The organism is Acinetobacter sp. YH12040 (assembly GCF_013420005.1).
GTDB classification, from domain to species: domain Bacteria; phylum Pseudomonadota; class Gammaproteobacteria; order Pseudomonadales; family Moraxellaceae; genus Acinetobacter; species Acinetobacter amyesii.
Map to the genome: position 1 here is coordinate 93,624 of NZ_VOZB01000010.1, position 15,585 is coordinate 109,208.

Here is a 15,585-nt window from a genome sequence, read left to right on the forward strand (position 1 = left end):
GTCTGCATGCCTTTGAAAATTCGCGTGGCCTATAATTGCAATGAACCAAACTGTCCATAATTCTATGGAAGATGCTCCACACATTCGCGTTTTGGATGAGTGGCAAGAAGCTATTCCAGAAGATTTGTACATCCCACCCGCTGCATTTGAAATTCTATTAGAGCATTTCGAAGGACCACTCGACTTTCTGATTTACCTGATTCAAAAAAATGGCTTCGACTTATTACAAGTCGATATTGCCCCGATTGCATCCCAATATTTGTCTTATATGGATGCAATGAAATCTCTAGATATTGAATTAACTGCAGACTATATGGTTATGGCAGCCCTATTGGCCGATTTAAAATCGCGTCTATTATTGCCAAAACCTAAATCGACCGCGGCACATGAACAAGATCCTAAACAAGAATTGATTGACCGTTTAGAAACGTATTTGCGCATCAAACAAGCTGCGGAAAGATTAGGTCAAATGTCAGTGTTGGATCGAGATACTTTCGATACCAATGTCAGTTTAGGAACGATTGTCGAAACCAATGATGGCTATGACATTCAATTACTTCGTGATGTCATACTCTGTGTTTTTAATCGACCAGAACCAGTTACCCACCAAATTTTACAAGAACCTGTCTTACTCGAAGAACGTATTGCTTATATTGAAACTAAGCTTGAGTCAGGTGAAGTGTTAGATTTTGCAGACCTACTCAAGCCAAACCAAGGCCGCATGGGTGTTGTCGTGACATTTATGGCCGTGTTGGAACTGACACGCCAACAAAAAGTCCAAATTGTCGCATCAGGTGTAGAAGCACCGCTTGCAATTCAGGGAGCACGTGCATGAACACTGAACTTAAACAAATGACTGCGGTTTCTTCAGAAGATAATCTGCATGAAATTTTGATGCAGCTTGAAGCCATTATTTTTGCCAGTGAAGCGGCAGTGAGTATTGCCCGTTTAAAAGAGGCTTTCCAAGACCGTTTCAGTAAAACCGAATTACGCCAATATTTGCAGCAACTTTCAATGCTGCAACACGGCAGATCAATTGAACTTGTTGAAACCGCTCAAGGTTTCCGTTTTCAAGTACGTGCAAAATATCGTAATATTATTGCACAGACCTGGCCTGAACGACCAACTCGTTTATCGCCATCCTTGCTCGAAACTCTTTCTGTCATTGCTTACCATCAACCGGTAACCCGCGCAGATATTGAGCAAATCCGTGGGGTGACCAACAATAGTCAAATTTTACGTACGTTATTTGACTGGAACTGGATTAAAGAATCTGGTTTTCGTGAACTCCCAGGACGACCCGCGTTGTTAGTTACAACGCCTCAATTTTTAAATGCTTTTGGTCTAACCTCTTTGGGCCAATTGCCTCCCCTGCAGGATGCCAAGGAAGCTTTTATGGCCCTCGATGCGAATGCACCGAAGTCATAAATAGGTGAACTGTTGATGATAATTTCTAAGGTTATGCTGTCATGAGTGAAAAATTGCAAAAGGTGCTCGCACGCGTTGGTTTGGGTTCTCGCCGTTATATGGAAGAAGTCATTGCCGCTGGTCGTGTGAGCGTAAATGGGCAAGTTGCCCAAGTGGGTGAACGTATCGAACCAGGCGATGAGCTTCGCATCGATGGTCGTAAAGTTCAGTTCCAAATTGAAGACGAAATTCGTCGCCGTGTGTTGATTTACTACAAACCAGAAGGCGAAATTTGCTCACGCAATGACCCTGAAAACCGTCCAACGGTATTTGAACAATTACCTCAAATTACAGGTGATCGTTGGGTAATGGTAGGTCGTCTAGATATCAACTCTACAGGTCTATTGCTGTTCACGAATGACGGTGAACTGGCGAACCGTTTAATGCACCCATCTAGCGAAATCGAGCGTGAATATGCTGTTCGTGTCATGGGTGAAGTCACCCCTCAGTTAAAAAACAACATGTTACAAGGCGTTGTTTTAGATGATGGTCCAGCAAAATTTGAGTCATTCTCTGAAATTGGTGGTGACGGTATTAACCGTTGGTATCAAGTGGTTGTAAAAGAAGGTCGTAACCGCGAAGTTCGTCGTATTTTCGAATCTCAAGGCTTAAAAGTGAGCCGTCTTTTACGTACACGTTATGGTTCAGTAATTCTGCCACGCGAACTACGTACTGGTCGTTGGATCGAGCTAGATAAACAAGATATTGACAACTTAACCAAGTCCGTTGAGCTTAAACCACGTCAAGGTACTGGCCTATTTGGTATGGCGAAACGTCGTACTGAACGTATGCAAGACAAACCAATGGCAGCACGTCGCGGTGGTTACTTACGCCAACAACGTCGTGACAGTGACGAAAACCAGCCACAACAAAGCAATGGTTATCAAGACAATCGTGGCGAACGTCGTACTGGTCGTACTGAAGGTGGTTTCCAAGGCAATGGATTTAATCGTTCAGAGCGTCGCAACGAAGGGTTCAACAATAACCGTAATGATCGCAACAGTGAAAACTTCGGTAACCGTGAACGTCGTAACGACAATTATGGCAATCGTGAGCGTCGTAATGACTCTGTGCCAAGTCGTGCATTTAGCGGAAACAACAAAGGCTTTAAGAAATTTTAATTTCTTAAGTATAAAAAAACCGCTCATTTGAGCGGTTTTTTTTATGATTACTAAGCAAATTGTTCAGTGGTTTGTGGAATCGCACTCAGCAAACGCTTGGTATATTCATGCTGCGGCGATCTATACAACTCATCCGAGTTTGCAATTTCAACGATATCACCATGGTTCATCACCATGATTTGGTCAGAAATATATTTCACTACAGATAAATCATGTGAAATAAAGATATAGCTCAAACCAAACTCATCTTGTAAGTCTTGCAATAAATTCAGAACTTGGGCTTGAACCGAAACATCTAATGCAGAGACAGACTCATCACAGATCAAAATTTCTGGCTTTAAGGTCAAGCATCGTGCAATGGCAATACGTTGACGCTGACCACCAGAAAACTCATGTGGATAGCGATAAAATGCTTGTGCAGGCAAACTGACACGTTCAAGTAAATCAAACGCCATTTGCTCTCGTTCTGCATCATCCTTCCCAATCTGATGCACTTGCATCGGCTCCATCAGAATTTGACCCACAGTAAAACGTGGATTAAGTGAAGCATATGGGTTTTGGAAAATGATCTGTATTTTGCGCTGATATTGGGTAAATTCTTTTTCGCTCATCGCCAAAATATCATGACCTTCAAACAGCGCCTGACCACCTGTCGCTTCCTGTAGACGCATCAGTAAAAGGCCGATTGTGGTTTTACCTGAGCCAGACTCTCCAACCAACCCGAGCGTTTTACCTTTCGCCAGTTGAAACGAGACACCTTTGACCGCCTGATATTCATCCTTACCCAATAAACCCTTGCGGCTATAAAACGATTTCTTCAAGTCTTTGACATCTAAAATAATTTTCTCGTTACCCGTGAGACCACGCGTTCGTTGTCTACGGGTTTCCTCAGATAAATGTACATCCTCAATCAACTCATCACCATTTTGACGCATAAAATCACTGATCATTGGCAATTTATAAGGACGCTCTGACATCTGTGGACGACACTTAAGTAAAGCACGAGTGTAGATATCTTTAGGATGATCTAGCACTTCATTGACCAAGCCTTGTTCACGGATTTCTCCATGACGCATGACAATCACCTGATCGGCAATTTCGCTTACCAAGGCTAAATCATGCGTAATGAACAGCATCGACATCTCACGTTTCTTTTGCAAGGCTTCGAGTAAATCTAAAATTTGCTTTTGAATCGTCACATCAAGTGCCGTGGTTGGCTCATCGGCAATCAATAACTTCGGCTCACATGCAATTGCCATTGCAATCATGACACGTTGCTGTTGGCCACCTGACATCTGGCTAGGATAGGCATCGATTTTCGTTTCAGGAGAAGGAATACCCACTTCCTTCAGTAATTCCAAAGTCCGTGCTCTTGCCTGCTTACGTCCCATACCTAGATGAAGTCGTAATACTTCGGCAATTTGATCACCCACCGTAAAGACGGGATTGAGTGACGACATCGGTTCCTGAAAAATCATCGCAATATCTTTACCACAGATATTACGCATTTCTCTTGGAGACAGACTCAGTAAATCCTGCCCTTCAAAAACTATTTTACTGCTTGCATCTATACGGCTTTGATCACGTGGCAGCAGCCCCATGGTTGCCAACGAGGTCACCGACTTGCCACTGCCAGATTCTCCCACAAGCGCCACAGTTGTATTGGCAGGAATGTCAAAAGATATTCCTTTGACCGTTTCGATATAGCTTTTATCTTCGGCTTTAAAGCTCACTTTCAGGTTTTGAACACTGAGGAGCGTTGGTTTAACAGTTTGATTTTGTTCCGTCATCCTTTACTCCTCCTTATTTCAATTTTGGATCTAATGCATCACGCAATGCATCAGTAAACATTGAAAATGCCGTAACCAAAACCGCCATCGCTACAGATGCTGCGATAAGTTGCCACCATTTACCTAAAATCAATTCACTTTGTGCTTCATTAAGCATACTGCCCCATGACACAACTCCAACTGGAACGCCAAATCCCAAGAAGCTCAAAATCACTTCTGACTTAATAAAGGCCACCACTAAAATCGAGATTTGCACCAATGCAATATGACTGACGTTCGGAAAGATATGCACAAAGATGCGTCGGAAATGACTCACCCCTATCGCTTTGGCAGCAAGCACATATTCACGCGAAGTATGCTTCATATACTCTGCACGAATCAGACGATATACCCCCGTCCACCCAGTAAGTCCTAGAATGAGGACAATTGACAAGATCCCCTTTTGTTGTAGTACAGCAGCAATCGCAAGAACCAAGAGCAAATACGGAATCGAGGTAAAAATGTTATAGAACCAGTTTAAAATATCATCAACCCAACCACCAAAGTAGCCAGAAATTGCCCCTAAAATTGTCCCAATCACGACAGCAAGTAATGCAGCTACCACGCCAACAATAATAGATGTTTCAGCACCCTTAATGGTTTTTTGCAGGACATCCTGCCCCCATTTATCCGCACCAAACGGTAAAGTTTGTTTTAGCTCACTTTGTTGATCTAACAAATGACCACCCAATTGCTGATCAATCGCCTTCATATCTTCTGCTAGTGGATCGACAACGCCATAGTAGTCAATTGCATTGGCACCACCTTGCTCAGTCGCAATCTCTGCATTCAGTTCAGCAATTACATCTTTTAAAGGATCAACAGGATTTTCAGGCAATGCCATATCTTCTGCTGATGCTTTGGTTTTGGCTGTTTCATTGAGTTCCGCCCCAATAAAACTTGGAGGTGCATAACTAACAGCCACTTCTTTATTCCAATTGGATGCAACCACGCCTGTCATCGACAATAGCAACACTACGAAATAGCACAGTACAACGAACAACGACACCATCGCTAATTTATCGGCCTTTAGGCGTCGCATCGCCAACTTCCACAAGCCAATCGATGCAGGTGTTGATGCCGTTGCTTTAGTCTTATTGAATATTCCTAGCATAGGCCACCTACTTCAACTGAACGCGTGGATCGACAAGTTTATAAATCAAATCCGCGATTAAGTTAAAAATCATTGTAGCCGCTGCAACGTAGACTGTAATCGCCTTAATGACAGGGAAGTCACTGCGCTCAACAGCAATAATGACTTCACGACCAATACCCGGAATACCAAAGAATCGTTCAATCAGGAAAGCGCCTATCAGCAATGCCGGTAGACTCGACATGACATCGGTAATAATTGGAATTGAGGCGTTACGGAGTACATGTACACCTAAAATACGGCTTTCACCCACACCTTTTGCGCGCGCAGTTCGAACATAGTCTTGATTGACTTCATCCAATACAAAACTGCGGTATAAGCGCAAAGTTGGCGCAATACTCACCACCAACATAATTAATATAGGCAGTAAACCGTATTTAAATAAGTTTTCGCTAAAGTGATCACTCCAGCCTTGAACCGGAAACCAACTCAACTGATATGCAAATACGTATTGGAAAACAATAATGTAAACCAAAATACTGATCGACATACCAATCGTACAAAGCATCATAATCATACGATCGGTTAATGTGCCACGAACTGAAGCCACAGCAAGTGCCAAACCAATTGAAATGATCGTTTGCAAAATAGTTAAAGGAATTAAAATCGTCAGTGACGGTCCTAGACGGGTCAAAATAATATCTGACACCGACTCACCTGTACTCCAACTCATTCCATAATCAAAAGTTAAAATCTGCTTAATGAAAATCCACAATTGTACATAATAGGGTTGATCAACCCCCAACTGTTGACGGATGTTTTCAATTTGCTCTGGGTTCGACATTTTGCCTGCTAGAATATATGCAGGGTCCCCACCTACCCAGTTAAATAAGAAGAATATGAGCAGAACAACCCCCAACATCGTTGGGATCATCTGCCATATACGCCGTATGATATATGCCAGCATAAAGTTGTCCTTACTTCACTCGTTGTCCAGTAATTTCATCAAAGAAAGCTTTGTTATCAGGTTTACGACCTAAGAAATCATGCACCAATTTTTCTGCTTCATATTGACCACCTTGCGACAAGATCGTTTTGCGGTAGCGTTGTCCCACTTCAGGGTTATTTAGGTTATCTCCGAAAGCAGACAACATATCGAGTGCCATCACTTCAGACCACATATAGCCATAATAGCCAACTTGATAACCGCCCATGATATGGTTGAATTGTCCTGGGAATTCAGTACTTGGGACATAGCCTAAAGCTGTCTCGCCTTCCATTTTCTTCCAAACATCTAAAGGTTTAACACTCAAAGCATCTGATGAGTGAAGTGCCATATCATATTTTGCATACAAGGCTTGACGTGCATAATGTAAACCACGTCCATAGCTATGAACTGCTTTTAATTTATTAATCAGTGCGTCATCTACAGGTGGACACGCTGGATTACAGTAATTTGCAAGCGTAGATAAAGTTTCTTTACGACGTGCCCACTCTTCATACATTTGTGAAGGCGCTTCTACAAAGTCGCGCTCTACTGAAGTCCCCGATTGAGATGCATAGCGTGTATTGGACAAAATACCGTGTAAAGCATGACCAAACTCATGAACAAAGGTTTCAAGTTCATCACTATTTAAACCTTTACGGTTAAAGTTGGTCACTAAAGCAGAAATCGGTTTACGCTTAGTCAAGGTACTACCACCTTTTACGCCCCAAACAGCTGCATGACCGTACTTCCCTTCACGTGGGTATTTATCGATATATAAACCACCAAGCAGCTCACCGGTCTTTTTATCTTTTACATCATAATATTCAACTTCTGACTGCCAAACATCAACTTTCGCAGGCTTAAATTCAATGCCATAAAGGTCAGATGAAATGGCAAAAATCCATTCTTGAGATGCTTGGGTTGGGAAATAGTCACGCAATTTTTCTTGATCGATTTGATACTTTTCTTTGCGAAGTTTTTCACTCCAGTAACTCTCACTCCAGCGATTGATTTCAGCTTTTTCGAGTGGAATTTTCAGGCTTTTCGCTTTGAACTCACGTAAAGTCTCAACTTCTTTTTTCTCTAAAGGTGCCACCGTTTGATGAACATCGGCTAAGAACTTATTCACTGTTTCAGGGTCTTTTGCCATACGGTGTTGCAACACCCATTCGGCATAGCTTTTTTTGCCAAAGAGCTGCGCAATTTCATAACGTAAATCCATTGCTTGCTTTAACAATACTAAGTTTTTCTCAGTACCACGACGCGTGAATGCAGTTTGGTAACGCTTACGCGCATCATCACTTTCTGCTAGTTCCATAAATGGACGGTATTCTGGGTATTCAAAACCGAGCAAATAATTGCCCTTTTCATTTTTCTTTAAGCCCGAAATATAGCTGTCTGGCAAGCCTTTCAACTCCGCCGGTGTAAACTCCAGTTTTTCTTTATTATCTCGTACATTACGAGCATATTCTTGTTCAATTTTTGCTAATTCATCAAAGATAGCTTTCAAACGAGCACGTTTTTCAGGTGTAAATTGTACCCCTGTATTTTCAAAACCATCCAAGATGTCTTGACGCATTTTTTTATCAATTTCGTCATTGGTTTTGAGTTTTTTAATTTGCTCATAAAGTTTTGGATTTTGATAAACCGAAGTTTGAAACTCCATAATTTTAATTTCACAATCTTCCGCAGCCTTACGTAAAGCCTCATCAGGATCGACGTTACTATATAGTCCGATTGGTCCATAAAAATCTTCAAATTTGGCAAAAATTTGATCCCACTCCGCCAAAACAGGTGCTGCTTTTGCATTATTTTTTATCTTTTTTTGCTCAAATGCTGCTAAATCTGTTTTCACTTGCTGAATTTTGGCATCACACAGCGCAGGTATTTCTTTGGCTTGGAACTTTGGCAAAGTACTCCGTATTGAATCTTCGGCTTGAACGAATTGGCTAGCGCCGATCATCAACATACTGAGGGTGGTGAGTTTCAAAGCTTTATTTTTCATAATTTCTCCAGTTTTGTTCCATTTTATTTTTTCGGGTCAATATCGATGTACATCCATTCTGTTACCAAAATTGGATGCTTTTTATAACCAATCACGCGTGGTTGCGACAACACACTACGGTAACGTGCATAATTAATTTGGACAGGCATGTACACTTCTAATATGCGTGACATTTTCCGATAGACTGCATCACGCTCCGGTCCCGGTTTCATACGCTGCGTCTGTTCATATAAACGGTCGTATTCAGGTATTTTTGAACAGCCGTTGTTGGTGACATTGATATTTTTGCCATAAAACAATTGCATAAAATTGTCTGCATCTGGATAGTCTGCGATCCATGCAGATGCTTTAAACATGGTTTTACACTGTTTTTCGGCTTTTAAAGCTTCTGCAAATGGCATCGACTTTGTTGTCATTTTTATTTTGATGCTATCTAAAGTTTTCTTCCAAAATTCGCCCAACTGCTGACTGCGGCTACTATTGCCAGATATCGTCATTTCAATCGTTAGCGGTTTACCATTCGGTTGAGTACGCCAACCATCTGCGCCAACTTTATAGTTATAACGATCGAGCAATAAATTTGCCGCTTTAACTGAGTATGGAATACTCGATTTATAATTAGGGTCATAGCCGACAACGCCGAGTGGAATTGGGCTTTGTAATTTTTGTGCATCACCATTCATCAAAATTTTGATTTGATTATCTGCTGAATAAGCCATCGCCATTGCACGACGTAATGCAATTTTTTCTTTACTAAAACCACCAACCACAGGGTTTTGCATATTCCAATAGTGATAGTCGATAGAGGGGTCAGAAATGCGCGACATTTGGATGCCTTTTTTAGCCAACTCAGGCTTTAGCTCTCCATCTTTTAAGGCTTGTACCGACAAATCTCCATCGAGCACCAACAAATCCGCTTCATTTTTTGCAAAGGTCAACCAACGTGATTGTGATTCTTCCATCACCTGAATATCAATCACGCCAATTTGCGGCATTTTTTTGCCTTGCATGGCTTTTACGATCTTTTCATCTTTGGCATCTGATGCCTTGAAGTCCCAGACAAATCCACGATAGTTTGGATTGGCCTTTAAAATAATTCGTGAGCCGGGTGTCCAGCGTGTCAAAATATATGGCCCTGTGCCCACAGGTTTACCCATCACAAAACCCGCTTTGTCTCGATATTTTTCGACCACTTCACGTGCCATGGCCGATGCAGGTTGATGAGCCAATAACATTGGAAAGTTTTGATCTGGAGAATTTAAACGAATGACAAGGGTATACCGATCAGGGGTTTGTATGCCTTCAATGGGCGCATCATAATCAAACTTACCTGTTTTTTTCGCCTTTTCTAAAACCTTCTCCATGCCTAAAATGCGGCCATCGAGTAGCCAACTGTTTGGTGAGCGAAGTTGTGGATCGACTAAACGTCTAAAGGTATATGCATAATCAGCCGAGGTTAACTCTCTTTTCTTGCCCTTAAATACAGGATCATCAGCAAAATAAATGCCTTTTTGCAGGCGAATGGTATAAGTCAAACCATCTGCACTGATTTCTGGCATCGCCGCAGCCGTTTTAGGAACCAACTTTGCCGGTGATGCTAAATAGTCATAGGTATATAAGGTTTCAAAGATTGAGGTATTCACATGTGCAGAATACAGATCATGTACGCCTACTGGGTCAAAACCTGTTTCTGCGACAGGGAAAATATGACGTAAAACTTTATTTGGATCTGCTGGATTATTTGCCATTGCTAATGTCGGCATCGCACTGAATAGCACTCCCCCCATCAAACACGCTGTAGCAAATTTGGTTAGCGTAAAATTCGAATTTCGCTTCATTGTAATCCTGACTCAATTATTTTTTACTAGGCTGAATATCGAGATATTGCCAACTGGTGTTCATCATTGGATGTGTTTTATACCCCTGAATTTCAGGGTGAATTAACCAATTACGAATCCGTGTAGAATGAATAATCCAAGGGTTATCCGCTTCAATTTGACGGTTCATTTTTTCATAAAAAGGTTCACGATCTTTAGGTTTCAACACAATTGCTTGTTTATATAATGCGTCATAAGCTTTAGATTGATAACAACTTAAATTCCCTTGTCCTGAGTTTGGCCCATATAGTAATTGAGCAAAGTTCTCCCCTTCAGGATAATCTGCAATCCACGCTCCAGACCACATCATATATTTACATTGCATCGCTTCTTTTAAATTATCAGCAAAGTTACTGACCTTAAACTGTACCCGTATCCCAATGGCATCGAGATTTTTTTTCCACAACTCAGATTGAATCACCGATTTAGAGCTATTTTCAGTATTTATTTTTAAGGTCAACGCTTTACCATCGGGCAAGGTTCGATAGCCATCAGCACCTTTCTTATAACCAAATCGATCCAGTAATTTATTAGCCAGCAATGGGTTATATCCTAAACTGCTGCGATATTTTGGATTAAAACCACTCACACCTTCAGGCAAAAACATTTCAGCCTTTACGGCCTGCCCTTGATATAACTGTTTAATCGCTTCAGCTTGATTGTATGACATGCTGATGGCACGGCGTAACGCAATCTTTTCAAGGCTTTGACCACCGACAAGCGGGTCTTGCATATTGAACATGCTGTAGGTGATTTCAGCATCTTTATTTGGATAATGCTTAATGCCAAGCTTTTGCAAATCAGGCTTAAGTTTATTTTGCGAATCTAAGGCTTGCGGTACTGCATTTGAGGTCAATTTATCAAAATTCAGCTGCCCTGTTTTAAATGCTAACCACCGTGACTGTTCTTCTTCAATAATACTGACGGAAACCTTGCCAATTTGTGGCATTTTCTTCCCGTTCATTTCTTTGACTAACTGATTGTCCCAAGCTGTGCCTGTCGATTTAAAATTCCAGACAAAACCACGATAATTCGGGTTTGCAACCAATTCGATCTTGCTACGTGGCACATATTTACTGAGCTGATACGGCCCCGTTCCTACAGGATGTTGTGCAATTTTATTACCATAAAATTCAACAACTTCTTTTGAAATTGCACCAAACGTAACATAGGCCAAAATATATTGAAAATTATAGTCAGGGCGCGTCAAAGTAATTTGCAAAGTATAAGGATCAATCGCTTTTAGGCCGGCAATAGCCGCATTGTAATTAAATTTTCCTGACTTCTTTGCATCCGCAACGACCGCATCCCCTCCTAAGATTTTGCCATCAATAAATGAATAGGTCGGAGAACGGTTAGCTGGATCTAAAATTCGTTGAATCGCGTAAATGTAATCTTGCGCAACTAGCTCGCGTTTTTTTCCCTTAAAGGCTGGATCATCTGAAAAATGGATGCCTCGTTTGATTTTGAAGGTATAGACTTTTCCTTCTTGTTCAATCTTTGGCATCGCTTCAATAGTATTTGGAACAAGAACAACAGGACGTGCTAGATAGTCATATTTCAATAAGGGTTCAAAAATGGCTTCCGCAATATTGCCACTATAATAATTATAGGTTTTGACCATATCAAAACCATCATCCGGTGCTTCAAATGCAATATTTAAAACTTTATTCGATTGTGCAGAAGCTTGAACCTCGGCCATCATCCCTGTTGAAATTAATAATGCAAGGAGCGCTATTTTAAATTTTCTAGTTTCCAAACCTTTTCCTTTCTGATGATTTTTTAATAATACAAAGCCGCAAGCAGACTTTAAATAAAGCCACCTTTACTAAAATAAAATGAACCAGTTTAAATTAAGTTTTAAACGTAGAACTTAATACAGTAATTAATATAAAGCGAAATTCATGCCACCACTCCTTGGTTGAAAGTTATCTGAATTAAATATCCTTTTAAATTCATTTTTTAAGATAAATTTATAATAATAGCGACTTTCCGAGTAAAGCTCGTTTTTATCAAAAATTCAACTCTTGTTGTTGAACGCATCCAAGCATATTTTGCACAAATATAATACATTCCTGATTCATAATGGATCACCTTCAGATGAAATGACAAGTAATCAGCATATAAACCTATGAATTATATGTTTTTATTTTTTATTTATTTCACTGATTAATCTTATAAATCAAACACATAAATATGAATTAATTCACACTTTTTAAGGTTTAATTTGTACCTAATCATGTTTTTAAAAAAAATTTTGATCAAAAGTTAAATTCCTGATAAAACCTAATTAAAAGGATAGCTTTAAAAAAAATATACTTACCGTTCATCTTAAAGTTCTCCACTTTAAACTCAATAATGTAGATATTTATCAGTATTTTATATTTGAAAATAAAATTTAAATATAAATTTGGCACTTGAATTGCTTAAAAAGAATCAAGCAATATCGCTAACTACAACAAAAAGGAATACTTTTACTATGAAAGAGAAAAAAAATGCTAAATCTGTGGGGGGCACACCATTTAGCAAAACAATACTTAAATTAAGTACTCTTAGTTTAAGTATGCTGTGTTTATCTTTAGCGCATGCAGCAGAAACAAATGAAGAAGAAACAGTAAAGCCAACGAAAGTAGCCAAAGTAACTGTGACTGGTTCATCCATTAAAGGAGTTTCTGCTCAAAGTTCTTCACCTATTACGGTGATTAAAGTTGAAGAATTAACTAAACAAGGGGTTACAACGACTGAAGAAGCCTTAACTAAAATTAGTGCGAACCAAGCGGGCTACAGTACAGCGCAAAACGTTGGTGCAAGTAATACGTCAGGCTCAACAGCGAACTTACGTGGCTTAGGATCAGATAAAACCCTCGTCTTACTTAATGGACGTCGTTTGGCTTATAGCCCATTTAGTACATCTGAGACCAACTTAAATACTATTCCGCTTGCAATGGTTGAACGTATTGAGGTTTTACGTGATGGTGCCTCTGCAATTTATGGTGCAGATGCAATCGCAGGTGTAATTAACTTTATTACAAAAAAACAATACACTGGCTTAGGTATTAGCGGTGGTTTACTCAAACCAGAAGATAAAGGCGGCGAAGAATACGATGTTTCGATTTTTGGTGGCTATGGCGACTTAGATGAACAAGGTTTTAACGTTTATGGCGCAATTGACTACCGTAAAGCCAAAGAAATTATGGCAAAAGACCGTAAAGTCAGCCGTCGTGGTGGCCTTCTACCTGAGTTAGGTATCGATGCTGGTTCAGCAAATGGCTTCCCTGCTAACTTTCTTGATCCAAACGGCGGGCCTTTAGATGCTGACGGAAATCCTGAAGGTGTATTAGCGAACCCGTATGGTGGTGCAGCCAATTGTAATAATTTAACCAATGTCACTGAAGATGGCGGACTCTGCTTCCTCAATACGCAAGCTTTAATTGGTATTCAGCCAGAAACTGAGGACTTGTCTGCAATTGGTCGTGCAACCATCAAACTTAGCGATAACTTCAACGCTATTGGTGAATATGTCTATGCAAAAAGCAAAGTGACGACATCTATTGCTCCAGACGTCTACAGCCGCTCTGTCACGATTCCTAAAAGCAGTCAATATTATCCAGGCGAGGGTATTACCCCTGGTGTTGATGGTCTAAGTGGTGATCCATTACAACTTTACTTACGCTCTCAAGCGGGCAACCGTGTTTCACAATCTATCAATGAATCTCATCGTATTTTTGCTGGACTTGAAGGTGAAGCATACGGTTGGGATATCAACGGTGGCGTAACTTACGCAAAAGGCGAAGCATCAGATAGCTTTGTTAGTGGATACTTAAATCGTAACAAACTACAAGAAGGATTAAATGACGGCACAATCAACCCATTTGGTCCATCTGCAGATGCTAACGTTTGGACCTCATTAAATGTGAGTGGTACAACAAACGAAGCAACACTTGATTCCACAACATTTGACTTTACCGTGAGCCGCCCGATTTACACCTTACCAGCTGGTGATGTTGGTTTTGCATTTGGTGGAAGTTTTACAACTCAAGATTGGGAAGCAAAAGTAAACTCTGAGTTAGTACGCCTTGTACCAGGTAGTGGTATTGACCCTGACAAACCTCTGAGTAAAGGTGACCGAGATATTACTGCCGCTTTTGCTGAGCTTCAAATTCCAATTACCAAAACAATTGAAGCTCAACTTGCAGCACGTTATGACGACTACAGCGATTTTGGCGACACTTTCAATCCAAAAGTCGGTATTCGTTGGGAACCAATGAAGCAACTTATGTTCCGTAGTACCTACAGTACTGGTTTCCGTGCTCCAAGCCTTTGGGAAATTAATGCGCAACAAAGTAAAACCTACACTGGCGCAAAATATAACGACCCTGTCCTTTGCCCAGGCGGTAAACCAACCTCAACTCAATATCAAACCGAATGTAATACTCAGTTCTACCGTATGCAAGGTGGTAACCCAGATCTTCAACCAGAAGAATCTAAAACATTTACAGCCGGCTTTGTTTACGAACCAATTAAAAACTTAGTTTTAGCTGTTGATTATTACAACATTGAAATTGACGAATTAGTTGGCCAAGTGGGTGAAACTTCAATTTTTGAAGATCCTGAGAAATATGCTTCATTATTCGTGCGTGGTGCCGATGGTCGTATTGAATACATCAATACCATTCTAATGAATACAGGGGGTATTAAAACTCAAGGTATCGACATTAGCTTAGATTATCTTTCACCATTAACCGCGACAGGTCGTTTCGGCTTTGGCATTAATGGTACCTATGTCATCAAAAATGACTATCAAGAAGAAAAAGATGGTGCTTGGGAAGGCTTAGTTGGCGTGTATGACGATCCAGCTGTTTTACGTTGGAAACACACAGCAAATCTAAACTGGAGTTATGAAAACTGGAAAATGATTTTTGAACAACAGTTCTTCCGTGGTTATGACGACCAAAACCAAACTGGGAAAGCACAGTTCGACAAACATCGTGTTCCTGACTACACCCTTTATAACATTGCAACAACTTACAGTGGATTTAAAAACTTAGAGCTCACTGGTGGTATCAAAAATATCTTTGCTGAAGAACCTGCAGCATCGAACGTTTTAGATAACTTCCAATATGGCTATGACCCACGTTATAGCGATCCTACTGGTCGTACATTCTATGTCCGCGGTACTTACAAGTTCTAAAAGCTAAATTTGCA

At 40.5% G+C, this 15,585-nt stretch carries 10 protein-coding genes; 4 read left to right on the top strand and 6 right to left on the bottom strand.

Annotated features, from left to right (window positions below):
* Positions 1 to 40: 40 nt before the first annotated feature.
* Genes FTT99_RS12255 through rluB form a run of 3 tightly spaced genes read left to right on the top strand, consistent with a single transcriptional unit; the run spans position 41 to position 2,588 of the window.
* Positions 41 to 835: a ScpA family protein gene (locus tag FTT99_RS12255; protein WP_180129896.1), complete on the top strand. Its 795-nt coding sequence runs from the start codon at positions 41 to 43 to the stop codon at positions 833 to 835.
* Positions 832 to 1,428: an SMC-Scp complex subunit ScpB gene (gene scpB, locus FTT99_RS12260; protein WP_078190063.1), complete on the top strand. Its 597-nt coding sequence runs from the start codon at positions 832 to 834 to the stop codon at positions 1,426 to 1,428. Before FTT99_RS12255 ends, scpB begins: the two co-directional genes overlap by 4 nt.
* Before the next feature lie 41 nt (positions 1,429 to 1,469).
* Complete coding sequence (gene rluB, locus FTT99_RS12265) at positions 1,470 to 2,588, top strand: 23S rRNA pseudouridine(2605) synthase RluB (RefSeq protein WP_168379582.1); 1,119 nt, start codon at positions 1,470 to 1,472, stop codon at positions 2,586 to 2,588.
* 50 nt (positions 2,589 to 2,638) lie between these two features.
* On the opposite strand, the gene FTT99_RS12270 is transcribed toward rluB, so the two are convergent.
* From FTT99_RS12270 to FTT99_RS12295, 6 genes are all read right to left on the bottom strand, one after another.
* Entirely contained in the window at positions 2,639 to 4,378 is a 1,740-nt protein-coding gene (locus FTT99_RS12270) for an ABC transporter ATP-binding protein (protein WP_180129898.1), read from the bottom strand.
* Positions 4,379 to 4,391: 13 nt separating this feature from the next.
* On the bottom strand, positions 4,392 to 5,531 hold the full coding sequence (locus tag FTT99_RS12275; RefSeq protein WP_180129900.1) for an ABC transporter permease: 1,140 nt from the start codon (positions 5,529 to 5,531) through the stop codon (positions 4,392 to 4,394).
* A 7-nt stretch (positions 5,532 to 5,538) separates the two neighbouring features.
* Positions 5,539 to 6,477 (bottom strand): ABC transporter permease, encoded by a 939-nt coding sequence (locus FTT99_RS12280; RefSeq protein ID WP_078190067.1) that lies wholly within the window; start codon positions 6,475 to 6,477, stop codon positions 5,539 to 5,541.
* Positions 6,478 to 6,487: 10 nt separating this feature from the next.
* The gene (locus tag FTT99_RS12285; protein ID WP_078190068.1) at positions 6,488 to 8,503 is read right to left on the bottom strand and encodes a M3 family metallopeptidase; all 2,016 of its coding nucleotides are present in this window, start codon (positions 8,501 to 8,503) and stop codon (positions 6,488 to 6,490) included.
* Positions 8,504 to 8,526: 23 nt separating this feature from the next.
* Complete coding sequence (locus tag FTT99_RS12290; protein WP_373684558.1) at positions 8,527 to 10,290, bottom strand: ABC transporter substrate-binding protein; 1,764 nt, start codon at positions 10,288 to 10,290, stop codon at positions 8,527 to 8,529.
* Positions 10,291 to 10,357: 67 nt separating this feature from the next.
* Entirely contained in the window at positions 10,358 to 12,085 is a 1,728-nt protein-coding gene (locus FTT99_RS12295; RefSeq protein WP_180114354.1) for an ABC transporter substrate-binding protein, read from the bottom strand.
* A gap of 774 nt (positions 12,086 to 12,859) precedes the next feature.
* Between FTT99_RS12295 and FTT99_RS12300 the strand changes: the two genes are divergently transcribed.
* Positions 12,860 to 15,571, top strand: a complete 2,712-nt coding sequence (locus tag FTT99_RS12300; protein ID WP_078194235.1) for a TonB-dependent receptor — start codon at positions 12,860 to 12,862, stop codon at positions 15,569 to 15,571.
* The last annotated feature ends 14 nt before the right edge of the window (positions 15,572 to 15,585 follow it).